This is a genomic window from Mycobacterium sp. 050128, from assembly GCF_036409155.1.
Classification (GTDB): Bacteria; Actinomycetota; Actinomycetes; order Mycobacteriales; family Mycobacteriaceae; genus Mycobacterium.
In genome coordinates this window covers 2,535,735-2,561,542 of record NZ_JAZGLW010000001.1, presented here as the reverse complement: position 1 = coordinate 2,561,542, position 25,808 = coordinate 2,535,735, and the positions used below count along the sequence as shown (strand labels likewise).

Genomic DNA, 25,808 nt, shown 5'->3' with positions numbered 1-25,808 from the left:
CTACGGTGCGACGGTATGCAGCGCCCGGTAGTGTACTGTCCAGTACAGGGTAGGCTGAGATGAACGGATCCACAGGATAATGTCGCTTGCCGTCGAGCAATTATTGGCCGGGTACCGGGCATCGGGCAGAGAGTTCACCGCCGCCGGGGTGCGCTCCTTTGCCCTCGATGCCGGTGCGCCGGACGCCGAGCCGGTGGTGTGCGTGCACGGGGTTCCCGCGTCGAGCTATCTCTACCGCAAGGTCGTAGCGGCCGTGGCGCACCGGGGTCTGCGCGGTATTGCCGTCGACCTGCCCGGGCTGGGTTACGCCGAACGTCCGGCGGACTTCGACTACACCTGGACCGGCCTTGGCCGCTGGTTGCTCGCGGCCGTCGACGCGTTGGAGCTCGAACGTTTCCACCTGGTGGTGCACGACATCGGAGGGCCGATCGGGTTCGAAGTCGCCGCAGCACAGCCTGACCGGATCCGGTCGTTGACCATGCTCAACACCACTGTGGCCGTTGAGAGCTTTCAGCGCCCGTGGATGATGGAGCCGTTTGCACACACGGGCGTGGGCGAGGCGTGGCTGGCGTCGCTGCAGTTGCCCGGTGTGTTCCTGTCGTTGATGCGCTACACGGGTGTCAGCCGCAAGGTTCCGGCGGCCGAAATCGCCGCGTATGTCCCGCTGTTGCTCGGCGACGACGGCGGGCGGGCGTTCCTGAAGATCATGCGAGGCTTCGAGCCGACCGCCGACAAGCAACGGCGCTACGTGTCCGCCGTACGGAACACCCCGTATCCGGTGCAGATCGTCTGGGGCGCCCGAGACCACGCCCTGACATTGCGCCACGACGGCATTCACGCGCAACTGGCATCAGGCATCGACGACCCGATCCTGTTGCCCGCCAAACATTTCCTCCAAGAGGACTACCCAGAACAGATCGCCGACGCCGTCTGCCGTCTCGCTTCGGCCGTTGACGGACAGCGTCGGTAAACCCGACACCGTTGCGAACCTGACAGTCGCCACGAACAGCCGTTACGGCGCCCGCGTCCACTCCTTGTCAAACACACAGGCAGCGACCACGCGGACAGGCGCCTCGCGCCTGAGTCGTAGTTGACCATTCGGTCAACTTGGAGCCGAAACCCTGTTCTGTGTAACGGAAGCCGGGTTGGCCGACACCACACCAACGACAGCAGACTCCCGTTTGGAGGTTAAACTCGTGGCTACCAACAATGTCCTGACCAATCCGGGCATCCACGCGAGGCTCGAAGGCCTCGCGTCTTTCGTCGCCCGCTACGGCCTGGTCGTCGTGATCGCCTGGATCGGTGCGCTGAAGTTCACCGCCTACGAGGCCGAGGGCATCCAGCCACTGGTCGCCAACAGCCCACTGTTGAGCTGGCTCTACAACCTGTTCTCGGTGCAGACCTTCTCCAATCTGCTGGGGGTTTTCGAGATCCTCACCGCGATCCTGCTGGCCGCCAAACCCATCGCGCCCAAACTCTCGGTGCTCGGCAGCGTCCTGGCGACGCTGTTGTTCCTGACGACGATCAGCTTCCTGTTCAGCACCCCCGGCGTCGCCGAAGCGGCCGGCGGCGGATTCCCCGCATTGTCGTCGACCGGTCAGTTCCTGCTCAAGGACGTCGTCCTACTCGGGGTGTCGCTGTGGACCCTGGCCGACACCCTACGTGGGTGACCCCCACGCGATCGACGATGGGCGCCATGGTCGACGCCGACTCGGCACGCCACCACCGAAGTGCGATTCGGCCCTGGGCGGCAAGCATTGTCGTACACCGTCAGGTCATGGTGACGAAACGCCGACAGCCGCGAAATCGCCCATTACCCACCGCAGCCTCGACTGTACTGTTTAGTACACTATCTTTGTCACTTGCGGGCCCGCCACGAACTTTCTGAAAGGCAGTACTTCTCATGAGAAAAGCCAACGTCGTCGGCCCGGGCACTGTGGTGGCACCCCGGGAACTGGTCACCGTATCCGGAGAGACGGTGCGCATCCCGGATCCCGACCGCCTTGTCCATCTGCAGTTGCGTCGCTTCGCGGGCTGCCCGATCTGCAACGTGCACCTTCAGTCGATGGCGCGGCGTTACGACGAGATCGCCGCGGCCGGCATCCGTGAGGTGGTGGTGTTCCACTCCAGCGATGACGAACTGCGCCGCCACGGGGTCGAGCTGCCGTTCGCGGTCATCGGCGATCCGGCCAAGCTGCTCTACGACGAGTTCGGTGTGGGTTCCTCGCGGCGGGCCATCCTCGACCCCCGCGCCCTCGCCCCGGTCGTGGCCCAGCGGATTCGCCAACTCCTCAAGCGGGGCGACCCGACCCCGACACCGGTCTACAACAACGACCCGATCGGAGGCACCCTGGGGCTGCCGGGAGACTTCCTGATCGGCTCGGACGGCAAAGTGGTCGCCGCCAAACGCGGAATCCACGCCTACGACCAGTGGTCGGTCGACGAACTGCTGGCCCACGTGCGGTGACACCGGCCGCGGTCGCGCCGTGCCGGTCGGCCAGGGTTGCTTCTATATCCTTTTCGGGATGTCCGCATTGCGACCGACCGGCACGGCGCGCCCGCTCCCAGCGACCGCGCGCGGTCAGCGTGCGCGCGCACAGATCGTGGACGCCGCGGCCACGTTGATGTATCACAACGGCGTGAGCACCACCAGCCTCGACGACGTGCTGACCGCCGCGGGCGCCGGCAAGGGCCAGATGTATCACTATTTCGACGGCAAGGCCGACCTGGTGGCCGCGGTGATCGAGCGGCAACTGGAGTTGGTGCTCGCCGCGCAGCAACCCGAACTCGACCACACCGACTCCTGGCAGGGCATCGACGCGTGGATGGCCCGCATCGTGCGCGAGCAATCCCGAAGGGGCGGCCCGTTCGGGTGTCCGTTGGGAACGATCGCGGCCGAGTTGAAAAACGATGACACGTTTGGCCCCAGCCTGGATGCCGCGTTCGCTCGGTGGGAAGCCCCCCTGGCGCGCGGGCTGAAGGCGATGAAGGATCGCGGCGACCTGGTGCACACGGCGAAACCGGCGCGCCTGGCCGCCATGGTCATCGCCGCCCTGCAGGGCGGGATGTTGCTCGCCCGTGTGCGCGGAAACGTCACCGTGCTACGCGACACCCTCGACGGCGCGGTCACCGAACTTCACCGCTGGGCGGCTACTTCAGCACCCGCCAAACCCGGATCGGCCCGCCGCAAGCGCCAAACCCGTTGAGCCGTCAGAACTCTCGCTGGCCTGCGCTGAGGTAATCCTCAAGACTTTGACGGATCGCTGCGCGTCCGCGGTGCAGCAGCACCCGTTGATTGCCCGCGGTGATGTCGAGCACCTCGCAGACCTCCGCGGCGTCGAACCCGAGAAGGTCGCGCAGGGTCACCACGGCGCGTTGTCCCTCGGGTAACTTGTCCAGCTCACGCCGGGCAACCTCCAACAACTCGCGATGCAGAACCGAGCCCTCCGGGCTGTCCGGGAACGGCGCCGGCGGCTGTTTCCACGAGCCGGCGCCGGGCTCGCCGGGACGGTGAAAGCGCGCTGGATCCACGGTGGCCGCACCGAAGTCGGTGAGGGTCTCGTTGCGCCGATGATCGCGAACCCCGCGCTGCTTGGCGATGTTTGTCAACACCGCAAAGAGCCACGTCTTGAGCGAGGATCGGCCCTCAAAACCCCTAATGCCCTTCACCACGGCGATCCAAGTCTCTTGCACCACGTCCTCGGCTGTCGGGTGATCGGAGACGTAGGCGCGTGCGACACGCAACAGGGCGGGCGTGTGCTCGTCGACCAGTTGAGCAAAGGCACGCTGATCACCCGCGCGAAGCCCCGTGACCAACGCCTGCTCACCGGCGATCCGGGTTACCATGAGCCCGCCGTCTCGGCGAAGGCGGCCAGCAGCCGGGCGCGGTAGACCGGATCGAGGTGCTCCTCACGGATGCCGCCCAGAGTGCCGACCGTGGCGTGCAACTGGTCCAAATAAGCGGCGCAGCCCTCACATCCGTGCAGATGCGTCTCAAAGCGCGCGCGATCGTCGGCATCGAGCGCGTCCTCCAGATACGCCGTGACCAGCTCGACCATCTCCTCGCACCGCAGCGGGCGCGACCGCATCACCCCGCGCCGCCGCCACCACCACCGCATCCGGCCAGCCTTAGACGTCATTTCTCGCCCTCGACAATCATCGGGTCCCCAGATCCCCGGTCGGCGCGGCGGAATGCCGGGCCGATGAATTCAGCGTGACACGGCCAACGGGTCGTTGCCACCAGCCGTCACACTTTCGTCACGGCGCCACCTTGAGCACCTCGTGGGCGAGGAGCTCGCCGCGATCCTCCTGCAGGAAGTGCGATGCGCCTTCGATGCGCACCTGATCGATGGCGCCGGGGATGAGGTCACAGAACACCTGACCAGCTCGGGGGAAGGGGAAGATGGGGTCCTGGTCGGAGAACGCCACCAGGGCCGGCTTCTGCCACCGCGACAGCTGGTCGATGACCGCCCGCATCTCGTTGGCCCCGACGTCGTCGCCCGTGATGGGGACAAGCAGCGGGAAGCGGGCCGCCCCGGCTTTGGACTCGGGCGTGGGGAAGGGCGCGTCGTAGGCGGCGACGACGTCGTCGGCCAGGTCGGTGGCCGTCGCACCCTGGATCACCATTCCGACCGGGAGGTCGGGGTTCTTCTCGGCGAACTCGCGCCAGGACAGGAACCCTTTGGACACCCGCCCCGTGAACAGCCCGGTGTTGAAGATCGCCAGTGCAGCCACGCGATCGGAGTGCTCGACGGCCCAGCGCAGGCCGATCGGGCCGCCCCAGTCCTGCACCACGGCCGTCGCCTGCTGCACGTCGAGGCGATCGAGCACCGCGCTGACGATCTGCACGTGCCGGTCGAAGGTGTACCAGTTCGGGTCAGTCGGCTTGTCCGAGCGCCCGAAGCCGGCGTAGTCCGGCGCAATGACACGGTGGCCCGCGGCCACCAGCGGGCCGATCATCTTGCGGTACAGGTAAACCCAACTCGGCTCGCCGTGAAAACACACGATCGGCGTGCCCTCGCGCGGGCCCTCGTCGAGGTAATGGATCCGCAGACCGTCAACGTCGACATAGTGCGGCGTGAAGTCATAGCCAGGCAGGTGGGCGAATCGGCCCTCCGGGGTCCGAAAAACTTCAGGCAGGCCAACGCTCATCGGGCAGCTCCAGGTGTGAGGCAGGTGATCGTGATGTAGTGTACCGAACGGTAAAGTCAGACTTTCGGCGGTCGGAGCGGCGATGACACGGACGGATCGGGCCATTCTCATCACGGGCGCGAATTCCGGGATCGGCAAGGAGATCGCACGGCAACTGGCACTGCGCGGCGCATTTTCGACAATCTTCCTCGCGTGTCGCAACCTCACGCGAGCCGCGTCGGCACGATCCGACCTCGAGCGCGCCACGAACACCGCGCTGTTCGAAATCCTGCACATGGACGTCGCCGATCCCGGATCTGTGCAATCGGCCCTCGACACGATCACCAAACCGCTGCACACCGTCGTCTTGAACGCTGGCGGCCTCGGCGGGCCAAAACCATTGGCGCTCAACGACCATGGTGTCACCGAGGTCTTCGCCGCAAACGTGCTGGGGCACGTGATGCTGCTGGAGGCGCTGATCCAGCGTGAAATGTTAACCGCCGCCGCCGTGCTGACCGGCAGCGAGGCTGCCCGTGGTGTTGTTCAATTGCGCATCCCACCCCCAACCTTCGCCCACCATTCCGCCGACGAGTTCGCCGGCGTCATCGACGGATCCTTCTACACCGGCAGGCGCGCCACCGCGATGCTGGCTTACGCCCACGCGAAATATCTTGGTGCACTGTGGATATCGGCCCTGGCACGCCGCCATCCCGACCTTCGTCTGCTCACCGTGAGCCCGGGCAACACCGCAGGCACCAACGCGTTCGAGCACACCAACCCGATAGTGAGGACCGTCATGAGCCGCGTCGTGATGCCCTACATCGCACCGCTGTTCGGCCTTGCGCACAAGCTCGACGTCGGCGCGCGACGTCTGGTTGACGCAATCGTCGATGACTCGTACCGCAGCGGAGTGTTCTACGCCAGTGGCGCCGGGAAGCTCACCGGGCCCGTCGTCGACCAGGCGACGATCCTGGCAGACTTCGCCGACACCACGATCCAAGATCGCGCCGACGAAGCCATCCACCGATTTGTCGCCGCCGCTCGCTGACTACCGATCATCGGTGACAAGCGCCGACGGGTCGGCTGCCACGATCGCCTCCACCTCGATGCGCAGCGCGTCGAGGTGGTCGCGGGCGGCCCCGTCATAGTCGCGTGCGTGGTCATCAAGAACACACACCGTCCCCACCACGTGCCCGCCGGCGTCTCGGACCGGCATCCCGAGGTAATTACTCAAGCCGAACTCGGTCTCATCCTCGTTGCCCGCGAAGGTGTCATCGAGGCGGGAGTCACGCACGAAGATCGCCTCCCCGCCGTCGACCACCCGTTCGCAATACAGCGGCACCCGATCCGGTGCGGCGCCGGCCTTGGAGCCTGCGGCGCCCACCCGATAGAAGGCGGTGCCCGGGCCCGCCGTCGCCGCGACGACCATGGAATCGGGGTCCGAGCGCATGACCAGAACGGACTTGACACCGAGTTCGTCGGCCAGTTCTTCCAGGCGGGGCGCCACCGGGGCAAGAGAAGGTGTGGTCGCCGCTGACGTGGCCGCGCGGCCAAGAACACGGTCGACCGCCGCCAAGATGTCTTCAGGCTCGGTGCGCGTGGCGTAATTAGGATGCACGTCGATCCACCGCAACACCGACTCGGCATCGACGATCGCCACCGTGGGCATCGGCAGCGCAACGGTGCCGTCGGCGTTCACCGCCGCAAGATCAAGCCCCAGCTGCTTCTGCGCGGCCTGCGCTTCGTCGCTGGGCGCGATAACGATGCCCAACGCGGCGGCGATGCGGTTGCCCGGATCGGAGAGCACCGCGAAGCTCAGCTCATTGGCCTGCTGCATCGACACCGAACCATCCGGGCTCTGCGGGCTGATGGCCACCAGACGAACGCCGCGGGCCTCCAGCGCCGGCACCAAATCCTGTTCGTAAACGCGCAGCGCGATGTTGCAATACGGGCACCACGCCCCCCGATAGAAGACCACGACCGTGGGTGCTCCGGCCAGCACGTCGGCCGACGAGACTGACGTCCCGTCCGCCCCAATGAGCTCAGCGATCGGGAATCGCGTCCCAGGCACGGCCACCGACGCCGGCACCCCGGCCGCCTGGAGCTCGCGCTGGTCGGCGGCGAAGACCTCGAGCACCTCAGGCGGAGCCACGCCGGCCAACTGCTCCGCCAATTCTGCGACCTTCTCGCTGAAAGTGGTGAACTTAGAGCTTGTCATAGCACGCCTTCCCCGTCGGTGGTGTCATCGAGCCTGTCGACAGCGATCTCGCCTAGTGTACCAAACAGTACAGACGATGAACTCGCTTGAGCACCAAGCCCTGTCGGGTCCGAACGCACAACTGGCGGGGACTCGAGTTTCGTTGTCCCCCGCGCAGCCATGGGCCATCATCGGCGGCATGCGACGTTCGGGGGCATCGAGTTCGGCGTGGATTTGCACACGATGGCCCTAGCTACGGCCCCGCCGTCGCAGCTCGGCGACCAGAGCGTCGAAGTTCGCCGGGCGCACCTGCACCGCGTCGTCGCGCGCGGCGGCAGTGATCTTGACGGTGCGGCGAATCTGGTCGATGAAGACTCGGCAGGCTTCGCAGCCGCGTCGGTGTTGTTCGAACCGGCGCAGGTCTGTGTTACTCAGTGCGTCATCGAGATACGTCGTGACCAGCTCGATCACGTCGCTGCACGCCAGTTGCAGTTCGTTGGTGATGAATTCGTCAGTCATCGAGATACTCCTCCAGCGCAGCCCGCAGGGCGGCGCGCCCACGATGCAGCAGCACGCGTTGATTGACCGCCGAGATCCCCAACGCGTCGCAGATTTCCTCGCTCGTCCAGCCCTCGACGTCGCGCATCGAGACCACCTCGCGTTGCGCGTCTGGCAGTTTGGCCAAGGCGTGCGAGATCAAGGTGCGCACTTCGCGAGAAAGCAGTCGTTGCTCTGGCAACAGGTCCCACCTTGCGGGCACGTCAGACCAGTGGTGGGCACCCAGTTCGGCGTGAACCATCCGGTTGGGATCTACCGACGGGTACGGATCCGCCTCCGGACCTGCGACGGCAAATGGCACGGTGCGCCCCTGTGTTCGGGCCAGCGTCCGTATTCGGTTGAGCATGATGCGGAACACCCACGTCTTGACCGTCGAACGACCTTCGAAGCTCCCGATCGTGCGAACCACCGACGTCCACGTGTCTTGCACGGCATCTTCTGCAATGGACGCCGACAGGTAGATCCGCGCCATGCGGACCAGGGGTGCATGCATCGTGTCGACCAGTAGGCGGAATGCTTCGGTGTCCCCGGCCCGCAACGCGTCGACGAACTCGTCCTCGCTAGCCCACCGGTCGTCGACGACCGTGCGGATGTGTTCGCCCATTACCCAGCACCGCTCCCCAGCCGAAATTGCGGCCCGTGTAACAGATCAGCTGCACGGGCGTCTAACCAGTGGCCTCATCGATCTGGCATGCGGTGTAAGGCCATCAACCCGAACAATACTGGAGGAGAACCAATGAGCACGCTGTCCCTTGTCACCGACGCCGACGCGACCAACGACCAGGCCGAGGCGTTGGCCTCCGTGCAGCAGGCATTGGGCACGATTCCCAACCTCACCCGCGCGATGGTGCACAGTCCGGCGCTGCTGCGCGGATATCTCGGTTTGGCCGGCGCTCTCGACCGCGGAACGCTGCCGGGCTCCACCCGCGAACGCCTCGCCATCGCCATCGCACAGGCCAATGGGTGCTCGTATTGCCTGTCCGCACACAGCTACCTGGGTGAAAAGGCGGCGGGACTCAGCGCCGATCAAATCGGGTCGGCGCGCAAAGCAGATGCGGACGACCCCAAAACCGCCGCGATCCTTGCATTCGCGGTGGCCGTCAACGAACACCGCGGCCACATCGATGACGCCGATCTGGAAAACGCGCGCCGCGCAGGTCTGACCGACGCCGAGATCGCCGAAGTCATTGGCCACGTGGGCCTTAACGTGCTGACGAACTACTTCAACAACGTCGCGCACACCGAAATCGACTTCCCAATCGTGCAGCCGTGAACCGCACGGCCTGGCGGGTCACGCGACCGCGGCCCGCCAGGCCAGCCGTCACACGACACGTGCGGTGCCGGGGTCATCCTCGAAGACCGCGGCAGGGCGGCCTCTCCGATGTGAAACGGAGAGGCGCCAGAATCCGAGCCCGATACTTGACGGCGACGGCTATCACGCCCACGTCGTCACCCGTCCATCGTGTCGCGGCGAGTGGGCCTGAATACCCGCTCCATGACGGAAGCGACTGCAGCTGAGGCGATTTCCGGTCAACCTGGCGGGCGCCGCTGTGGTCAGCGAGGCCAACACCTTGTCCTGACAGTCGATCACCAGCCGCCGGGGATCACCTTCGGCTGTAGGCTGTTCACCTTCGGTTCGAAGGGCAGCTGCGGGAACAGCGTCTCAGCGACCCGGTAGCACTCCTCGAGGTGCGGATACCCGGAGAGGATGAACGTGTCGATGCCGATGTCGTGGTACTCCATGATCCGGTCACGGACCTCCTCGACACTGCCCACCAGCGCGGTGCCGGCCCCGCCGGTGACCAGACCGACGCCTGCCCAGAGGTTGGGGCTCACCTCGAGGTGCTCCCTCGAGCCACGGTGCAGGGCCACCATGCGGCGTTGGCCTTCCGACTCAGAGCGGGCCAGCGCCGCCTGGGAGGCGGCGACGTCCTCGTCGCGCACGTAGCGGATCAAGTCATCGGCGGCCGCCCACGCTTCTCTGCTCGTTTCCCGCACAATGGTGTGTAGCCGGATGCCGAAGGTGACTCGTCGCCCGGCAGCGTGTGCCTTGGCCCGCATCTCGTCGAGTTTCGGCTGCACCTGCTCCGGTGGTTCGCCCCACGTCAGCACGGTGTCGATCCATTTCGCGGCGAACGCTTGCCCAGCGCCAGAGGAGGCGCCGCACATCAGCGGAGGGTGCGGCTCCTGCAGGGGAAGGTAGTGAAGCTGCCCCCCTTCGATGCGGACATATCGGCCGTTCATGTCCACGGTCTTGCCCTGCAGCAGGTCGGTCCACGCCTGGATGTACTCGTCGGCCTGCTCATAGCGTTGGCCATGCGACAGGAAGACACCGTCGCCGGCCAGTTCGACCGGATCGCCTCCACAGACCACGTTGACGGTGAGCCGACCCCTGCTGTAGCGGTCGAAGGCCGAGGCCATTCGAGCCGTCATCGACGGGGTCGACTGCCCGGGCCTGACAGCGACGATGAATCGCAGGCTCGTGGTCTCGGGTGCCAGAAACGACGCGGTGATCCATGCGTCTTCACACACCGAGCCCGTCGGGACCAGCACTCCGACATAGCCCAGATCGTCTGCGGCCTGCGCGATTTGGGTGATGTAACGCAGGTTAGCCGCCCGCGCCCGGTGCATCGTCGACAGGTGTGGGCCGTCGGTGTGGGTGGGGATGTACCAGTAGATGTCCATTCCTGCCTCCTTGATGCAAAACAGTGAGGATCTGGGCGCGGAGGGCCTGAAGTGCTGGGTCCGCCACGTCCCGCGGGCGGGGCTGGGGGTGCGCCATGTCGGCGATGATCCGTCCGGGTGGACCAGCCATCACAATCACCCGGTCTGCCAGTAGCACGGCCTCGTCGACGTCGTGGGTCACCAGGATCGCGGTGAGCGCCTCGTCGAGGATGATCCGCTCGAGTTCGGTTTGCATTTGACTGCGCAGCAGGCTGTCCAGCGCGCCCAGCGGCTCGTCGAGCAGCAGGATCTCGGGAGTGGTGACCAAGGCGCGGGCCAAGGAGGCTCGCTGCGCCATGCCGCCGGAAAGCTGATTCGGCCACGCCTTGCCGAAACCGGCCAGCCCGACCAGGTCGAGCGCATGGACGACTTGCTTTTCGATTTGGGCGGCCGGTCTCCGGAACGGCAGCGCGTAGGCGACGTTGTCAGACAACGACATCCACGGCATCAGTCGGTGCTCCTGGAAGACCAGGCCCCGGTCCCGGCCGGGTCCCCGAACGAGTCGACCGAAGGCCCGGATTTCGCCAACGAACGTGGTGTCAAGGCCCGCGATCGCGCGCAGCAGCGACGTCTTGCCAGCTCCGCTGCCACCCACGATGCCGACAACCTCTTGACGGCGGACGTCGAAGTTGACCTCGCTCAGCACATCCAGGGGACGCTTGCCGACCGTGACCCGTTTCTCGCGAATTCGTACTTGCAGGGCCGGCACCTCCGCGCCATTCACGTCAGCCACGGTAGGAGCGGTCCCAGCGGGTGAGGTAGCGGCCGAAGCGGGCGAGAAGCCCATCGGTGGCCTTTCCGAGAATGCCGATTGCGAGCATTCCGGCGATCATGGCAGCGGGCCGTGCGAAGTTGCGCGAATCCCAGATGAGCCATCCCAACCCGTTAGCCGACGCGATGACCTCCGCCGCGACCAACAGTGTCCACGACAGCGCCATCGCAACGCGCGCCGATGCGACAATCGACGGAGCCGCCGACGGCAGCAACACCGTCCGCAGCACTGTCCAGCGCGACTTCTCGTAGAGCTGCGCGACCTCCACGAGATCTTGCGAGGCAGAACGAATCCCCGCAGCGGTCGCCAGGATCAGCGTGGTGGCGGACCCGATCGCCACCAAGGTCACCTTTGAGAGCTCTCCGATGCCAAACACGATGACCAGCACCGGAATCCACGCCACCGCCGGGACCGGAATCAACGTCAAGGCGGTGGGCTCCAGGATTTTGGCTGCCAACGGGCTGGTGCCGATCACCGCCCCTGCCAGAATGCCGACCGTGCTGCCGATGGCAAAGCCAATCGCTATGCGGCGCACACTGACCCACGCGTGCTCGATCAGCGTTCCATCCATCGCCAGCCTGACGAACGCTTCGAGTGAGTCGAGCGGTCCAGCAACGAGCGTGTGCGGCAGGACGCCGCTGACCACCGCGACGTGCCATGCCACGACCAGTCCGATCGGTACGGCCAGCGCAAGTACGCAGCTTGTCAGACGATCGAAGAACCGCCGGCGTCGACGGGGCGCATTTGTCGCCACGGGCGCAGTCACCATCATCGTCATCGCGGAGGTCCGACCAGGTCCTTGACATCGACCTTCTGCTGAATGAAGCCAGCATCGGCCAGGAAATCGGCCTTCGCCTGGATGTCGGCAATGACCTCCTGAGTCAGCGTGGCGGTGAAGTCGTGGCGCGGCCAGGCCAATTCGACCACCTCCGGATCGACCCGAACTTCAGTGGCCACAATCGATTTCGCTTCTGCCGGTGATGCGCGGATGAACTCCTTTGCTTTGCCGATGGCAGCGACCAAAGCGGAGTAAACGGCCAGTGCATCTTCGGCCAGCCCGGGCCGTGCAACCGCGATGGACTGGATCGCAGCATCGCCTGCCGGTAGCAGCCTGGCGGTCTTCTGGACAAGCTGCTGCTGCACGAACGGCGGCCACACCGCCCACGCATCCAGGTGACCTGATTCGAACGCCGCCTTCGCGTCCGGCGGGGCCATATCGATCACTTGAATTAACTTGGGATCGACGCCGGCATCCTTGGCGATCTTGATCAAGGCGTAATGCGACGACGTACCCGCTAACACACCGACGCGCGCTCCGCCCAAATCGGCAGCGCTCGCGATCTTGCTGTCGATCGGTACGAGGATGTCCTGGACCAGGCTCGCGCCCAGAGCCACAATCCTGCAATGAACTCCCGCCGCCGCGGCGATTAGAGCCGGCGGCTCGGCCATGAAGACCATGTCGACCCGGTTTGTCGCCAACGCTTCTGTGACGGCTGGCGCCGAGTCGAATTCCACGTAGTCGACTTTCGTGCCGGCGCCGACGGCGGATTCGAACAACCGTTGCTTGCGCGCGATATAGAACGGTGCGTAATCGACTGCGCTGGCGAAAGTCCCAATCCGGACTGTATCCGGGGCACCACCGCCCCCGCCACAGCCACCTACGAAGAGCACGAGTGCCACAACAAATCCAATGCGGCCGACCAACCGGGCTAGCCGGCCGCCGCGAACTCGGAGCGTCGACATTCTGCAGACTCCCTTGCTACCAATCTGTCGCACGATAGATATTCCTGGTTATGGATCCATTACGTAGCTGTAGCGCACTCGTATCGCTGAACCGGATCAACAAGCCCGGCTCCAAGGACTTCAACCCTCCGAGGCAGACGGGTCTGCGCAATCGGGTCTGCGCAATGAACTGCGCCTGCTGGCACCGCATTCCCGTCCCGCACAGCGCTCGATGACCTGATAGACGATCCGGCCACGCGGACGTCGCAGTGCGGTGGGTATCGATGTTCTCCTGCATCGTCAGAGTCCATGCGCCCACCCGACAACAAACCGTGGCGCCCGCACAATAAGTTTGCAGTTCCTGTTGCGAGCGGCCACCGTTATGATCACCGCGAGTCGAAACCCGGCCTCGTCCACCGCCCTGCACTGCCCTAGAAATCTGCGGGGTTCGCCACCACAAGCAACACAGACGCCCCTCCCGCAAGCTTGAACAATGTCTTACCGCGGGCCTACGGAGAAGCGGAAGTAGTCGGGCTGGTATCGACGTTCACCGAGTCGCCCCCAGACACGCCACCACGGCCAGCCCGGCCTGGCTTGCCGGGCGAACGACAGCAACAAAAGCGCCAACACCGAGGACAGCATCGGAATCCCGACCGCCGCCTCCTTCAGCTGAGCGCGAACGTCCGCCGTCCGCTGACCATCATCACAGTGGCTTCGAGTGGGATGCGGTGTGAACAGAACGCCTGTGCCAGTTCGATATCCGAATCGGACGTGCACATCGTGACGGTGACGCCGATGACACGGTGGATACTGGACTTCGCGGCAGCCGCGGTATGGTCTAGCGGCACAAGGAGATTGGTCTCGGAATCGGGATGCCGCGGCGTTGCCCCGTGCAGGGGGGAATAGGCGACCACGTTAAAGTCCTTCGCGCCGCGCTCCTGCAGCTGGCCGTCGCCGTTTGCGAACCCGGACGCTCTGTCGCCGTCTTCGACTGCCGAAAAGCCATGCTGTCTGCAAGATCGGCCTGTCGGCCGCGACCAAACATGCTTACGCCCGCTTGGACACCAGCCCCCTGTGCGACCTCATCCGCTGTTCGTTCAAAAATGTGCACGCCGCCAACTCGCCAGCGCCGACGGCACAATCAGCGCATCGCGCCCGACCGCTAAGGATTTTAGGAGCGCCAGTACTTTCGGCCCCAGCAGTCACCACCACGGCGGCGACACAGCCGTTGGGCGTGAGGACTTCAGACGGAATCGGCGCCGAAACGATGAAATTACACCCTTGGGTTCCGCGGTTTTGCGGCCTTGCCGCTGCAGGACCCGGCCGGGGCGGCGGTCGAGCTGGAACGCTGCGTGCGACAGCTCGGGTTGTCCGGGGCGCTGGTCAATGACTGCATCCACAGACCGGGCGGACACTGCCTGGATGCACCCGAGTACGACGAGGTTTGGGCCGCCTTGGAAGCGCTGGGCGTAGCGCTGTATCTGCACCCGGGCGCCCCGCCGGCCGATCGGTGGCATGCCCTGGACGGTCGGCGCGAACTGTATGGCCCGACGGGGAGTTGGGGCGCCGCGGTCAGCGGCCACGCCCTGCGGATACTCTTCGCCGGAGTTTTCCGACCGCCATCCCTTCGGCCACCCTGATCTTGGGCCACATGGGCGCGTTCTTGCCGTTGCAGCGCAGCAGGCTCGACTCGCGTGTCCGCACCATCCAACCCGGCACACCGCTCAAGCAACCACCATCGGCCTACATCGGCACCAACATCGTGTTCACCACCAGCGGGGTGTTCTCGCCGGCGACCCTGACCGGGGCGGTGCTGGAGGTGGGCGCCGATGCTGTCATGTTTTCCGTGGACTACCCGTATGAGTCCTCGCAAGAGGCCGTCGCCCGGCTGCAGCGAACAACGCTCAGTGCCGGTGACCGGGCAAAGATCGCCCACGCCAACGCCGAACGCATCCTCGCGATCTCAGCCCGTTGAGCCGCACCTATCCATCCAAGACGGTCGCGGCACAACAGCGTCGGGTTGGCCGTGGCGTCGCTGCCGATCCGAACCAGCCTCTCGGGTGGGGCCGCCCTGCCGGCGAGCTGACGTCGACTGAGTCGCAGGCTGCTGGCTGATCAGCGCCGTCGCGCCTATGGGTTGCGCCGGTAAGCACTGACGTGCCCGAGCGCCATGTTCAGGGCGAGTTCGACGGGGCGGGCGCTGCGCATGGTCTGCGCCATCAGCAGACCGCCTTGCAGCGCGCTCATCATTGTCAACGCGAGCTCGGCCGGGTCGGCCTCGGCGGCCAGTTCGCCGTTGTCGCGCATGGCCACAAAGCCCGCGGACAGATACGATTCCCATTCGGCAAAGCACTGCGCGAGCACGTGTCGCGCAGTCTCGGATCGCTCAGCGAGTTCACCGACCAGCGAGCCAAGGGGGCAGCCGCCGACACCCTGCCTCGCGCGGGTCATGGCAACGAGGTGATCACACCAGCGCTGCAGACCCTCCCACGACGAGACCTCGCGAAGGTCGGGCTCCTGGGCGGCGATCACGCGGCCGAGCTGGATGGTGATCACCTCGCGAATGAGCGCGTCCTTGTTGGCGAAGTAGTGATACAGCTGCGACTTGCTGGTGGCGGTGACGGCCATGACATCGTCCAGGCTGGTTCCGGCCACCCCGTGCTCCTGCACCAGCGACGCCGCCGCCGCGACGATGCGGGCTCTAGTCGCCGCGCCGCGAGCCGTCAGCCGCGAACCAGCAGGGCCCTCCGTTGACACCATGACCGCAGCCTACCGACACTGGACTTGCCAGTCCACTCCTATGTCATCATGATGGACCGAGTAGTCCACCCAACCCCTCGGAAGGATGCCGATGTCCCGACTCGATTATGGTCAGCTGTTTCCCCGGATCGAGGTTCCCGCCGTCGGCGGCGCCACGATCTCCCTGCCCGGCGATCTCGCCGGGTCCTACGGCGTCATCTTGATCTACCGCGGGTCGTGGTGCCCATACTGCAATGCCCAGCTGGCCGGGTTCTCCCGCGCGCTCGACACGCTCAGTGAACTCAACGTCAAGGTGATCGCCTTGTCGGTGGATGATGAGCAGACCTCGGCTGCGCTGGTCGCCAAGCACAAGCTGCGTTTCCCGGTTGGCCATAGCGCCGACGCCGACGCGATCGCTGCGGCGACGGGTGCCTACGTCAACGACCATCCCCGTTATCTGCAATCGACGGGCTTCGTGCTGGCACCTGATGGGACGGTGCGGCTCGCGGTGTACTCGAGCGGGGCCATCGGGCGGCTGGTTGCCGACGACGTCATCGGTTTCGTCCGGTACCTGTCCGAGCACCCCGACGCGCGATGAGCAACGCCGCACACCGCTGCAGGCCGCTGCCGTGCCGCCAGACCAGCCCGACGGAACACATGCAGCCGAGCCGCCTGGTGCCCGCCGCCTCTTCCCCGGCCAAGCGGCGCGGGCGGTGAGGATGTCGAGCCCGATCCCGGCCAGCATCCGGGTGCTTATTGACGGACCGAATTACGCGCACCTGTCCACAGTTTCGGCCGGCGGTCATCCCCGCAATTGGGTGGTGTGGGTCGCGCGCGAGGACGACAACGTCCTGATCTGCACCCATGCCAAGGCCCCGAAGGCCAAGGACATGCGCCGCGACCCTCGCGTCGGCCTGTCGATCACCGCGTTCGACAACCCCTACCGGATGGCCGCCCTGCAGGGCAGGGTCATCGCAGTCCGCGACGACGCCGCCTGCCACTACATGGACCCGATCTCAATCAAATACACCGGCGCCGCCTTCCCGAGCCGCGGCCCCGGACGCGTGTGCTTTGTCATCGCGATCGACAACGCCAACCAGCACACGCTGGACTTCACCCACAACCCAACGGAAGCCGGACGAGCACCGCAACCAAAGCAACACATCGGGGCAAGACACATCGAAGTGCGGTGTGGCCCTAGCGGAAAGGGGCCGGGTCCGAACGTGGTCGACGACGACGACGCGGGCGTGGACCCTCCGGCCCCCCAACGAACTCCCCGCCCGGCACACTACGAGCCGACGAGGCGAGTGAACGCCCGCCGGCACCGAATTGATCGTCGACGGTGGGCATCTGCTCGCCCGACCTGACCATCGGCCCATCAGTAGAAGGAGATCATCATGGCCCGCACGGCCCCAGCACGATCCAAGCGCGTCACTGTCGGCGAGCAGTTCCCCACCCTGCTGCTTAGGGGACTCAACGACGAACCCGTACAGATTCCCGACCCCACGGGCGCGCTAACGCACCTGCAGTTCCGGCGTTTCGCAGGCTGCCCGGTATGCAATCTGCACCTGCGCTCGATCAGCGGACGAATCGAGGAGATCAACACCGCAGGCATCCGCGAAGTGGTGGTGTTCCACTCCACCGCCGCCGAGCTGCGCAAATACCAAGACGATATGCCCTTTGCGGTGGTCGGCGACCCCGACAAGGATCTCTACCGCCGATTCGGGGTGGAAGCCTCGACAAAAGCCCTCAGACTCGCGGCCTGGCGCGCGCTGCCCGGCGGATACTGGCACGCCATCAAGACCGCGATCGCCAAACGCCGCTCACCACTGCCCGCCTCACCGACCAACGGCAACCTCGGACTGCCCGCCGATCTGCTCATCGGGCCCGATGGACGAATCCTCGCCGCCAAGTACGGCAGCCACGCCTACGACCAATGGACGGTGGACGAAATACTCGCCACCGCACGCCAACAGTGATCGCCATCAACAACGCCCACCGGGCGCGCAGGACTTCACCCACAACCCCAAGGAAACGCGATGAGCACCCAAGCCGACACTTCGCCACGCTTCAGCGTCACACGCACCACCCCTGCACTGTGGCGGGTCACGTTCGACAACCCGCCCATCAACCTCGTCGACCCGCTGATGGTCGTCGAACTTCACCAACTCCTCACCGAAATCGAACAAGACCACCACGTTGCCGTCATCGTGTTCGAAAGCGCCAACCCCGACTTCTTCCTTAACCACGTTGACGTCGCAGCCGACCCCTCACCACTCACGGCGCTGCCCACCGCGCCCTCGCCGTTTCATCACTGGACCAATCTGCTGATCCGGATCAGCAAATTGCCAGCCGTGACGATCAGCGCCATCCGCGGCCGAGCGCGTGCCGCCGGCAGCGAGCTAGCGCTGGCCACCGACATCCGCTTCGCCAGCCGCGAACGGGCGATCCTCGGACAATTCGAAGTCGGCTTCGCCGCCATCCCAGGCGGTGGTCCATCCAGCCGGCTACCCACGATAGTCGGCCGCGGACGGGCCCTGGAGATCCTCCTCGGCGGCCACGATTTCACCGGTGAGCTGGCCGAGCGCTACGGATACGTCAACAGGGCCATCCCCGATGCCGAATTCGACGCATTCGTCGACGCATTCGCACATCGGGTGTCACGCTTCGACCTGCTCGCCCTCGCCGACATCAAACGGTTCGTGAACAACGCGTCACTACCTGCCGACGCGACCCTGCTCTCCGAAATGGACACACTCATCGGGGCCTTTGCGCGCCCCGCCGCCGCATCGATCATCGCCCAAGCACTCAAAGACGGCTTCCAACAGCCCGGCCCACTCGAGCTCACACTCGGCGACTACATCAACGACGTCCGCGCCGCGCCGGGCACACTGCCAACCCGGTGACCTGTAAGCTCCCAGCGGAGATCGAGCATCGCGGCGGGCAGCTTGGGGCTGAGGGTGAAGTCGAAGTCTTCGAAGGTGTTGTGCTGTTCGAAGCGAGCGCGACCGACTCGCCGTGCCAGGGCCGCGGTCATAGGACTCGGGTGCAAAGGTTTAATCAATAGTGGAGTACGAAAAGGAGCCGTGACGAGGAGCTATGTGACGGCGAGGCCGCCGTCCACGGCGAGAACTTGACCGGTGACCCAGTCCGAACCGGGATCGGTCAGCTTGATGATCCAGGCTGCGACGTCGTCGGGGACGCCGCGCCGCCCCAGCGGAATGGTTGCCGTCTCCAGGGCTTTGACTTCCTTTATCGCGTCCTCGCTGAGTCCCATCCTTTCCTTTAGAAATGCCGTTTCGACAGGCCCCGATGCGATCGCATTCACCCGGATGCCTGTGGAGGCCAGTTCAAGCGCCCAGCAGCGCGTGAGATGCTCGACCGCGGCTTTACTTGCCGCATAGTGAGACAAGCCAGCAGCAGGTTTCGACCCGTATGTACTGGACACATTGATGATGCTGCCGTGTGATCGGGCCAGATGCGGAAGGGCCGCCTTAGCCATGAGAGTAGGGCCGATCACGTTGATTCGGAATGTGTTGAATATTGCTTCGATCGAAACGTCGGCGAGCGCGGCGAGGACGCCCGCTCCGGCGTTGTTCACGATGACGTCTAGGCGCCCCCACCGCGCCATCGCGAAATCGATGGTCCGATAAACGTCGTCAGCATCGCCAGCATCGGCGACGAGCCCCACGATGGCTCGGTCATCGCGTGCGATGTCGTCGAGTCTGTCCTGTCGGCGGCCGGTGATAAGAACGTTGGCCCCCTGGGCGGCGTATAGTTTAGCAGCGGCGAGACCGATGCCCGCGGCGCCACCCGTGATGATCACAGTCTTCTCGGAGAATTTCGGCATAATACTTTCCCATACTTTCGAAAGTGCAAGTCCAACAACAGACCAAGCGCTGACCCCATGGTCGCGACCCGCGCGGTCGACGAGGTGATGAATGATTCAGTGACCGCAACGTTCTCGCCAGGGGTCGGCACATGCCTAACCGACCATCGGTTCCTCCATTCCGCACCGTCGACGGATCACGCATTAAGTCGAGCGTCCATGGCTCGAGATATCTGATCGACATCGAGTTCCCCGGGTTGGGAAGGATCCTGGTGGTTCATGCTCCTCCATGACGATGTTGCGGAGCTCGCTTTCCTTCTTCTTGGTGTGCTCACGCAACGGGAACGCGGTGTTGTCATACAGGCTCATCGAACCGAACAGCGCGCCGTCCTGGAACATGACGCCGAACAGTGTGCGGATGTCGTAGAGCTCCTTGGCCGAGCACTCGATGATGTTGGTGCCGTCGACGATGATCTTGCCGCGCTCGGGGCGCAGCAGACCGATCAAAGACTTCAAGTACACCGATTTACCGGTACCCGAGCCCAGCAGGACGCTGACCTCACCGGCGGGGATCTCCATCGTGACGTCTTCCCAAATTCGCTGGGCCCCAAACGACTTCGTCAACCCCTCAACCGAAACATCAATACCCACCGGACATCCCTTCGTGCATGGCGCCTATCCTCAACCGCCTTACCACCAGTTGCCTTGTGTGCTCACCCGTGAGCCACATCGGCGATGCCGATGGTGTCGCCGATCCGGGGACGACCACCGGCATATGTGGCTCTTCCTGAGTCAGATCCACGTCGTCCTCCAGTTCCGGAACGATTGGTATGAACTGGCACAAGAACGTCGCCGCCAACGAACACGGATTATCGGTGTCGGCGCGTGCCGTAGACGGCGCCGCGCATGTGAGAATCGTGGCGAGCGCACCTGCGGTAGTGGCGGCCGGAGTTCGTCCGCGCCGGAGTACTTGGGCCGCCCGGTTGCGATCGATGGTCATCGGATGGTAGCGGTCATGTCGGGGGCCATGGCTGCCAGCTGGGGAGCCCAGCTGTTCCAGTCGTGTTGCCCACCCTGGGCAATGTCAAAGTGCCCGTTGCGTCCGCCTGCGCTGCGGTAGTGGTTATAAAAGGATCGATTCGAGCCCTGCGCCTGATCGCAATGGCCGATCATCGCCGCCGGATCACTGCATGTCAGAGTGGATGGGCTGTAGACCCACAACCGGGTGTCATTGTCGACAAGCAGCGGTACGTGCACGTCAGGGTCATGCCACTTCCAACGACCTAACTGCGCGGCCCCCCACATGGCCTGGTGTTGGACGTCTCGTCAGGTGATGACGGTGGAGGGGTTTCTCGTCACTTGTGCTGAGGATGTGGTGGGAGAGGGGGCGACCCTCAAACCCGCGTTGGACAAACTCAACGGCGTACTGGCGACGCTGGACAACCGAAAAGCTGAGATCCAGCAGTCGATCAAGGGACTGAACTCCTATGCGATGAGTTTCGGCGAGGTGTTGTCCGGGGGGCCCTTCTTCAAGGCCTACATCGCCAATCTCATTCCAGGCCAATTCATTCAGCCATTTGTCGACTCCGCATTCTCCGACCTCGGGTTGGACCCCAACGTCCTGCTGCCGTCGCAACGCACCGACCCGCAGACGGGTCAGCCGGGAACCCCGGCTCTTCCGGCGCCCTACCCGCGCACCGGGCAGGCTGGCGAACCGCGGATGACGCTGCCCGACGCGATCACCGGAAACCCCGGCGACCAGGCATGTGGTCCGCCCGCAATTGCGCTACCTGGTCCCGGCTGCTATCCCTACCGGGAGCCGTCACCCGCGCCTGCGCCTGGCGGTCCACCTCCCGGTCCACCGGCGAAGCAGGTACCCGATCCCAACGCATCAACGCCGCCGACGCCAAGCCCGGTGTTCGTACCCGCACCCGGCGAACCGACGGCCTCCAGTGAGGCGGGCAATGATCAATAACCGCAGAGTCAAGGCAGCGCTGACGGCGGCGCTGGTCGTCCTCGTCGTGGTCGGGGGATACGTTGTCGTGCAATTCATTCGAGCTTCGAATCGCACGCATGTCGTTGCCTATTTCGACAACAGCAACGGCATCTTCCCCGGTGACGATGTCCGCATCCGTGGTGTCAACGTCGGCAAGATCGACAAGATCGAGCCAGAACCCACCCGGGTGAAAATCAGCTTCTGGCTGGACAGCGAGTACGCGGTTCCCGCCGACGCCAAGGCCGTGATCGTATCGCCGACGTTGGTGACCGCACGTGCCGTCCAACTCACCCCGCCCTACACCGGCGGCGCCACCCTGCAGAACGACGCGGTCATCCCCCAGGAGCGCACCGCGGTTCCGGTGGAATGGGACGACGTCCGCGTTCAGCTTGAACGCCTCACCCAGGCGTTGCAGCCCACCGAGCCTGGCGGCAGCAGCACCTTGGGAGCGTTGGTTCACACCGCCGCGGACAATCTCCGCGGTCAGGGCCCAGCGATCCGGGACGCGGTCATCAAACTGTCCCAGGCACTTTCGGCGCTCGGCGATCACAGCGGCGACATCTTCACCAGCGTCAAGAACATCGCAACGCTGGTGACCGCGCTGAAGGACAGCGCCGGACTGCTCGAGACCCTCAACGGAAACCTCGCTTCGGTCACCGGACTGCTCGCGGACGAGCCCGGCGAGGTCGCCGGCGCCGTCAAAGACCTCAATGATGTGGTCGGCAAGGTCAGCAGTTTCGTTGCAGACAACCGCGAAGCGCTGGGCACCACCTCCGACAAACTCGCATCGGTTTCGACTGCTCTGAACGAGAGCCTGGACGACATCAAACAGCTCCTGCATATCCTGCCGACGACGGCGGCCAACGCCGCCAACCTCTATCAGCCCGCACAAGGCAGCCTCACCGGCATCGCCGCGGTCAACAACTTCGCCGACCCCATCAATTTCCTGTGCGGCGCCATTCAGGCGGCATCACGCCTGGGTGCCGAACAGTCGGCGAAGCTGTGCGTGCAGTACCTGGCGCCGATCGTGAAAAACCGCCAGTACAACTTCCCGCCGCTTGGCTTCAACCCGTTCGTCGGCGCCACGGCACGCCCGAACGAGATCTCCTACAGCGAGGACTGGATGCGCCCGGATTACGTTCCGCCGCAACCGGCTCCAGCTGCGCCGCCCGCCCCACCCGGCCCCCCGTTGGCCGCCGAACAGGCAGCACCCACAGATGCGGCGGCCATAGTCGGCGGGCCGGCGCCGCAGACCACCGACCCGGCAGCCGGGCTGGCGGGAATGATGCTGCCTGCGGGGACGGGGTCATGACGATGCGCAGCTGGCGACGGATACCGGCCGCTGTCCTGACGTGCATCCTGGCGGCCACCGCGGTCGCAGGCTGTGGGTGGCGAGGGCTGAATTCCCTGCCACTCCCCGGAACCGAAGGCGGTGGGCCCGGGGCTTACACCATCCAGGCGCAGATGCCTGATGTGAACAACATCCAGCCCAATTCACGCGTGCGCGTCGGTGACGTCACGGTGGGCACAGTCACCAAAATCGAGCGCCAGGATTGGCACGCGCTGGTGACCATGAAGCTCAACGGCGATGTCACGCTACCCGCCAATTCGACAGTGACACTGGGCCAGACGGCATTGCTGGGATCGCTGCACATCGAGCTGGCGCCGCCGACCGACGAAGCGCCTGAGGGCAGGCTTCATCAGGGCTCGCTGATACCGCTGTCATCGGGAAAGGCCTACCCATCGACCGAGCAGACACTGGCGACCGCCTCGTTGCTGCTCAATGGCGGAGGTATCGCCAAGGTACAGGACATCACCACCGCGCTGAGCACCGCGTTATCCGGGCGGGAGGGAGACCTCCGCAGCCTGATGGATCAGTTGAACACATTCGTCACCCGGGTCAACGATCAAACCGGCGACATCATCGCGGCCAGCGACAGTCTCAACCGCCTGCTGGGCCAATTCGCCGAGCAGAAGCCGGTTCTCGACAAGGGCCTTGACACAATCCCCGACGCCCTGGCGGTGGTCAATCGAGAACGGGAGAATCTCATCGACGCGGTCGACCAGTTGGGCAAATTCAGCGCGCTGGCTGCCGATTCGGTCAACAAGACCAAAGCACCGTTGGTCCAGGAACTCAAAGACCTTGGGCCGGTGCTGGAATCACTGGCCAACGCCGGCCCGGCGCTGACACATGCGTTGGACCTGATACCCACGTTCCCGTTCCCGAAATGCACCTTGACCAAGTGGTTCCGCGGCGACTACGCCAACGTGAGTCTGGTCGTCGACCTGACGCTGAGCCGGATCGACAGCTCCATCTTCACCGGAACCAGATGGGAATGCGATCTGACATGGCTGGAGATGCAGTGGGGCCGAACCATTGGCCAGCTGCCCAGTCCGTGCACCAACAGTGCGCCGCCCAACGGCGCCGGTAACCCCCTACTGGCGCCCTACCGCTACAACCAGGGACCGTAACCGTGTATCTCAGCAAGCTGGTCAGACGCCAACTGTCGGTCTTCTCCGTCGTCGCAGTCGTCGCCGGAGGCACGATGGCCATCGGATACCTCGACCTGCCCAAGGCGCTGTTCGGAATCGGCCACTACCAGGTGACGGTGAACCTGCCATCGTCTGGGGGGCTGTACAAAGACGGCAACGTCACCTACCGCGGGGTTGAAGTCGGCCGCGTTGAGGACGTTCGGCTCAACGGCGGCGGAGTCGACGCGGTGCTGTCATTGAAGTCTGACACCAAGATTCCCGCCAACGTCGACGCCAATGTGCACAGTCAGACAGCTGTCGGCGAGTTGTTCATCGAGCTCGTCCCCCGCTCCGGCGACGGCCCCAAGCTCAAGGACGGTGACGTCATACCTGCCGACCACGCAACGCTGCCCCCCGATATCAACACCCTGCTGGCTCAGACCAACGCCGGACTGCAAGCCATCCCCCACGGCGATCTCAAGACTGTGATCGACGAGTCCTACACGGCGATAGGAGGATTAGGGCCAGAACTGGCGCGCATCGTCAAGGGGGCAACTACCCTTGCCGCCGATGCGCGCGCAAACCTCGACTCGCTGACCACCGTGATCGATCAATCCAAGCCCGTGCTGGACAGTCAGATCAACTCCTCGGACTCGATCCGGGCCTGGGCGGCCAACGTCGCTGAGGTCACCCGCCAACTGCAAGAACAGGATCCCGCGCTGAAAGGCGTGCTGGACAGAGGGCCTGCCGCAACAACCGAAGCACGCCAGCTGATTGACCGGCTCAAACCCACGCTGCCCGTGGTCCTGGCCAACCTCGTCAACCTCGAACAGGTGGCAGTCACCTACCAACCCAGTCTCGAACAGATCCTTGTCCTGTTCCCCAAGGACATCGAAATGCTCCAGGCGGCCCAACTCGCCAACCGCGATACCAAGCAGGACTACAAGGGACTGTTCCTGTCGTTCAACCTCAACGCCAACCTCCCTCCGCCGTGCACCACCGGTTTCCTCCCCGCTCAACAGGTACGCTCGCCCAGCGAAGTGGACTATCCCGAACGGCCGGCGGGCGACATGTACTGCCGGGTGCCGCAAGACTCGGCGTTGGACGTGCGCGGTGCGCGTAACGCCCCATGCATCACACGCCCAGGCAAGCGTGCACCCACCGTCAAGTTGTGCGAGAGCGACGAGGACTATGTGCCTCTCAACGACGGCTACAACTGGAAGGGCGACCCGAATGCCACGCTGTCCGGCCAGTCGGTACCCCAGCAGCCGCCGGGGACGCCGCCACCAGCCGGTCCCCCCGCACCGCCACCCATCGCGGTCGCCCAGTATGACCCCGCAACCGGCACGTACACCGGGCCCGACGGTAAGCAGTACACGCAGACCGATCTCGCTCGGGACGGGCGGCCGCGCGCGTGGCAGGACTTGCTCATCCCACGCGGTGGTGACTGATCGATCCGACGTGGAGCGCAGCGCATGCGAGCTACACCAATGTTCTAGGTAAAAACGTGAGATGTGTTGATGGGCATTAATACCCAATCGGTCGAAGACGCTCTTTGGACGCCGGAGGTGGCTAACCGATTGCAGGTCGAAACCCTGACCGGCACCCCTCGTCTAAACCTACGGCCACATCAATCCCACACGATTCCAGATCGGGTAACCCCTTGAAA

Annotated in this window: 27 protein-coding genes and 5 pseudogenes; 16 read left to right on the top strand and 16 right to left on the bottom strand. The window is 64.8% G+C overall.

Going from position 1 to position 25,808, the window contains the following annotated elements:
• Positions 1 to 79 precede the first annotated feature (79 nt).
• From SKC41_RS12445 to SKC41_RS12430, 4 genes are all read left to right on the top strand, one after another.
• Positions 80 to 970 carry an alpha/beta fold hydrolase gene (locus SKC41_RS12445; RefSeq protein ID WP_023363425.1) on the top strand — a complete coding sequence of 297 codons (891 nt, stop codon included), beginning with the start codon at positions 80 to 82 and terminating at the stop codon, positions 968 to 970.
• Positions 971 to 1,196: 226 nt separating this feature from the next.
• Positions 1,197 to 1,670 carry a YkgB family protein gene (locus SKC41_RS12440; RefSeq protein WP_023363427.1) on the top strand — a complete coding sequence of 158 codons (474 nt, stop codon included), beginning with the start codon at positions 1,197 to 1,199 and terminating at the stop codon, positions 1,668 to 1,670.
• A 233-nt stretch (positions 1,671 to 1,903) separates the two neighbouring features.
• Positions 1,904 to 2,467 carry a peroxiredoxin-like family protein gene (locus tag SKC41_RS12435; RefSeq protein ID WP_023363428.1) on the top strand — a complete coding sequence of 188 codons (564 nt, stop codon included), beginning with the start codon at positions 1,904 to 1,906 and terminating at the stop codon, positions 2,465 to 2,467.
• A gap of 58 nt (positions 2,468 to 2,525) precedes the next feature.
• Positions 2,526 to 3,206: a TetR/AcrR family transcriptional regulator gene (locus SKC41_RS12430; protein ID WP_046188119.1), complete on the top strand. Its 681-nt coding sequence runs from the start codon at positions 2,526 to 2,528 to the stop codon at positions 3,204 to 3,206.
• A 4-nt stretch (positions 3,207 to 3,210) separates the two neighbouring features.
• On the opposite strand, the gene SKC41_RS12425 is transcribed toward SKC41_RS12430, so the two are convergent.
• The 3 genes from SKC41_RS12425 to SKC41_RS12415 form a co-directional block, all read right to left on the bottom strand.
• Positions 3,211 to 3,846, bottom strand: coding sequence for an RNA polymerase sigma factor (locus SKC41_RS12425; RefSeq protein ID WP_023363431.1), 636 nt, complete (start codon positions 3,844 to 3,846; stop codon positions 3,211 to 3,213).
• Positions 3,840 to 4,139, bottom strand: coding sequence for an anti-sigma factor family protein (locus SKC41_RS12420; RefSeq protein ID WP_306341108.1), 300 nt, complete (start codon positions 4,137 to 4,139; stop codon positions 3,840 to 3,842). Before SKC41_RS12420 ends, SKC41_RS12425 begins: the two co-directional genes overlap by 7 nt.
• A 118-nt stretch (positions 4,140 to 4,257) precedes the next feature.
• On the bottom strand, positions 4,258 to 5,151 hold the full coding sequence (locus SKC41_RS12415) for a haloalkane dehalogenase (RefSeq protein ID WP_033718784.1): 894 nt from the start codon (positions 5,149 to 5,151) through the stop codon (positions 4,258 to 4,260).
• An 82-nt stretch (positions 5,152 to 5,233) separates the two neighbouring features.
• Between SKC41_RS12415 and SKC41_RS12410 the strand changes: the two genes are divergently transcribed.
• A complete protein-coding gene (locus SKC41_RS12410; protein WP_023363435.1) occupies positions 5,234 to 6,178 on the top strand; it encodes an SDR family NAD(P)-dependent oxidoreductase in 945 nt (314 codons plus the stop codon).
• On the opposite strand, the gene SKC41_RS12405 is transcribed toward SKC41_RS12410, so the two are convergent.
• From SKC41_RS12405 to SKC41_RS12395, 3 genes are all read right to left on the bottom strand, one after another.
• Positions 6,179 to 7,348: a redoxin family protein gene (locus SKC41_RS12405; RefSeq protein WP_023363437.1), complete on the bottom strand. Its 1,170-nt coding sequence runs from the start codon at positions 7,346 to 7,348 to the stop codon at positions 6,179 to 6,181.
• Between the two features lie 228 nt (positions 7,349 to 7,576).
• Positions 7,577 to 7,846 (bottom strand): anti-sigma factor family protein, encoded by a 270-nt coding sequence (locus SKC41_RS12400; RefSeq protein WP_023363439.1) that lies wholly within the window; start codon positions 7,844 to 7,846, stop codon positions 7,577 to 7,579.
• The gene (locus SKC41_RS12395; protein WP_023363441.1) at positions 7,839 to 8,489 is read right to left on the bottom strand and encodes an RNA polymerase sigma factor; all 651 of its coding nucleotides are present in this window, start codon (positions 8,487 to 8,489) and stop codon (positions 7,839 to 7,841) included. Before SKC41_RS12395 ends, SKC41_RS12400 begins: the two co-directional genes overlap by 8 nt.
• A 132-nt stretch (positions 8,490 to 8,621) precedes the next feature.
• Between SKC41_RS12395 and SKC41_RS12390 the strand changes: the two genes are divergently transcribed.
• Positions 8,622 to 9,158 (top strand): carboxymuconolactone decarboxylase family protein, encoded by a 537-nt coding sequence (locus tag SKC41_RS12390; protein ID WP_023363443.1) that lies wholly within the window; start codon positions 8,622 to 8,624, stop codon positions 9,156 to 9,158.
• A gap of 314 nt (positions 9,159 to 9,472) precedes the next feature.
• Here SKC41_RS12390 and ssuD read toward each other — a convergent pair whose 3' ends face one another.
• From ssuD to SKC41_RS12365, 5 genes are all read right to left on the bottom strand, one after another.
• Complete coding sequence (gene ssuD, locus SKC41_RS12385; RefSeq protein WP_023363445.1) at positions 9,473 to 10,570, bottom strand: FMNH2-dependent alkanesulfonate monooxygenase; 1,098 nt, start codon at positions 10,568 to 10,570, stop codon at positions 9,473 to 9,475.
• The gene (locus SKC41_RS12380) at positions 10,494 to 11,333 is read right to left on the bottom strand and encodes an ABC transporter ATP-binding protein (protein ID WP_063840604.1); all 840 of its coding nucleotides are present in this window, start codon (positions 11,331 to 11,333) and stop codon (positions 10,494 to 10,496) included. The genes ssuD and SKC41_RS12380 overlap by 77 nt, the downstream gene beginning before the upstream one ends.
• Before the next feature lies 1 nt (position 11,334).
• Positions 11,335 to 12,159 (bottom strand): ABC transporter permease, encoded by an 825-nt coding sequence (locus tag SKC41_RS12375; RefSeq protein WP_023363448.1) that lies wholly within the window; start codon positions 12,157 to 12,159, stop codon positions 11,335 to 11,337.
• Positions 12,156 to 13,124, bottom strand: a complete 969-nt coding sequence (locus SKC41_RS12370) for an ABC transporter substrate-binding protein (protein ID WP_023363450.1) — start codon at positions 13,122 to 13,124, stop codon at positions 12,156 to 12,158. The genes SKC41_RS12375 and SKC41_RS12370 overlap by 4 nt, the downstream gene beginning before the upstream one ends.
• 644 nt (positions 13,125 to 13,768) lie before the next feature.
• Entirely contained in the window at positions 13,769 to 14,017 is a 249-nt protein-coding gene (locus SKC41_RS12365) for a hypothetical protein (RefSeq protein ID WP_023363451.1), read from the bottom strand.
• Positions 14,018 to 14,395: 378 nt separating this feature from the next.
• Here SKC41_RS12365 and SKC41_RS12360 point away from each other — a divergent pair.
• Positions 14,396 to 14,743 (top strand): annotated as a pseudogene (locus SKC41_RS12360) (amidohydrolase family protein); the annotation flags it as partial.
• Between the two features lie 11 nt (positions 14,744 to 14,754).
• Complete coding sequence (locus SKC41_RS12355; RefSeq protein WP_023363454.1) at positions 14,755 to 15,078, top strand: amidohydrolase family protein; 324 nt, start codon at positions 14,755 to 14,757, stop codon at positions 15,076 to 15,078.
• 155 nt (positions 15,079 to 15,233) lie between these two features.
• Here SKC41_RS12355 and SKC41_RS12350 read toward each other — a convergent pair whose 3' ends face one another.
• Positions 15,234 to 15,863, bottom strand: a complete 630-nt coding sequence (locus SKC41_RS12350) for a TetR/AcrR family transcriptional regulator (RefSeq protein ID WP_023363456.1) — start codon at positions 15,861 to 15,863, stop codon at positions 15,234 to 15,236.
• A 91-nt stretch (positions 15,864 to 15,954) separates the two neighbouring features.
• Here SKC41_RS12350 and SKC41_RS12345 point away from each other — a divergent pair, with 91 nt between their 5' ends.
• The 4 genes from SKC41_RS12345 to SKC41_RS12330 all read left to right on the top strand — a co-directional run bounded on the left by SKC41_RS12345 (position 15,955) and on the right by SKC41_RS12330 (position 18,748).
• Positions 15,955 to 16,440: a peroxiredoxin family protein gene (locus tag SKC41_RS12345; RefSeq protein WP_033718792.1), complete on the top strand. Its 486-nt coding sequence runs from the start codon at positions 15,955 to 15,957 to the stop codon at positions 16,438 to 16,440.
• Positions 16,441 to 16,561: 121 nt separating this feature from the next.
• A complete protein-coding gene (locus SKC41_RS12340) occupies positions 16,562 to 17,209 on the top strand; it encodes a pyridoxamine 5'-phosphate oxidase family protein (protein ID WP_330977872.1) in 648 nt (215 codons plus the stop codon).
• Between the two features lie 30 nt (positions 17,210 to 17,239).
• A complete protein-coding gene (locus tag SKC41_RS12335) occupies positions 17,240 to 17,821 on the top strand; it encodes a peroxiredoxin-like family protein (protein WP_023363462.1) in 582 nt (193 codons plus the stop codon).
• A 60-nt stretch (positions 17,822 to 17,881) separates the two neighbouring features.
• Positions 17,882 to 18,748 carry an enoyl-CoA hydratase/isomerase family protein gene (locus SKC41_RS12330; RefSeq protein WP_023363464.1) on the top strand — a complete coding sequence of 289 codons (867 nt, stop codon included), beginning with the start codon at positions 17,882 to 17,884 and terminating at the stop codon, positions 18,746 to 18,748.
• On the opposite strand, the pseudogene SKC41_RS31875 reads toward SKC41_RS12330, so the two are convergent.
• The 4 genes and pseudogenes from SKC41_RS31875 to SKC41_RS12315 all read right to left on the bottom strand — a co-directional run.
• Positions 18,739 to 18,876 (bottom strand): annotated as a pseudogene (locus tag SKC41_RS31875) (ATP-binding protein); the annotation flags it as partial. The gene SKC41_RS12330 and the pseudogene SKC41_RS31875 sit on opposite strands and share 10 nt — an antisense overlap.
• A gap of 63 nt (positions 18,877 to 18,939) precedes the next feature.
• On the bottom strand, positions 18,940 to 19,692 hold the full coding sequence (locus tag SKC41_RS12325) for an SDR family NAD(P)-dependent oxidoreductase (RefSeq protein ID WP_023363468.1): 753 nt from the start codon (positions 19,690 to 19,692) through the stop codon (positions 18,940 to 18,942).
• Positions 19,693 to 19,938: 246 nt separating this feature from the next.
• Positions 19,939 to 20,322 (bottom strand): annotated as a pseudogene (locus SKC41_RS12320) (ATP-binding cassette domain-containing protein); the annotation flags it as partial.
• 345 nt (positions 20,323 to 20,667) lie between these two features.
• Positions 20,668 to 20,991, bottom strand: a pseudogene (locus tag SKC41_RS12315) (alpha/beta hydrolase-fold protein); the annotation flags it as partial.
• A gap of 70 nt (positions 20,992 to 21,061) precedes the next feature.
• On the opposite strand from SKC41_RS12315, the pseudogene SKC41_RS12310 reads away from it, so the two are divergent.
• The 4 genes and pseudogenes from SKC41_RS12310 to SKC41_RS12295 form a co-directional block, all read left to right on the top strand.
• A pseudogene (locus SKC41_RS12310) lies at positions 21,062 to 21,646 on the top strand (mammalian cell entry protein); the annotation flags it as partial.
• A complete protein-coding gene (locus SKC41_RS12305) occupies positions 21,636 to 22,979 on the top strand; it encodes an MCE family protein (RefSeq protein ID WP_023363473.1) in 1,344 nt (447 codons plus the stop codon). The pseudogene SKC41_RS12310 and the gene SKC41_RS12305, both read left to right, overlap by 11 nt.
• A gap of 2 nt (positions 22,980 to 22,981) precedes the next feature.
• Positions 22,982 to 24,139 carry a virulence factor Mce family protein gene (locus tag SKC41_RS12300; protein ID WP_330978858.1) on the top strand — a complete coding sequence of 386 codons (1,158 nt, stop codon included), beginning with the start codon at positions 22,982 to 22,984 and terminating at the stop codon, positions 24,137 to 24,139.
• A gap of 2 nt (positions 24,140 to 24,141) precedes the next feature.
• Positions 24,142 to 25,590, top strand: coding sequence for an MCE family protein (locus SKC41_RS12295; protein ID WP_023363477.1), 1,449 nt, complete (start codon positions 24,142 to 24,144; stop codon positions 25,588 to 25,590).
• Positions 25,591 to 25,808: the final 218 nt, after the last annotated feature.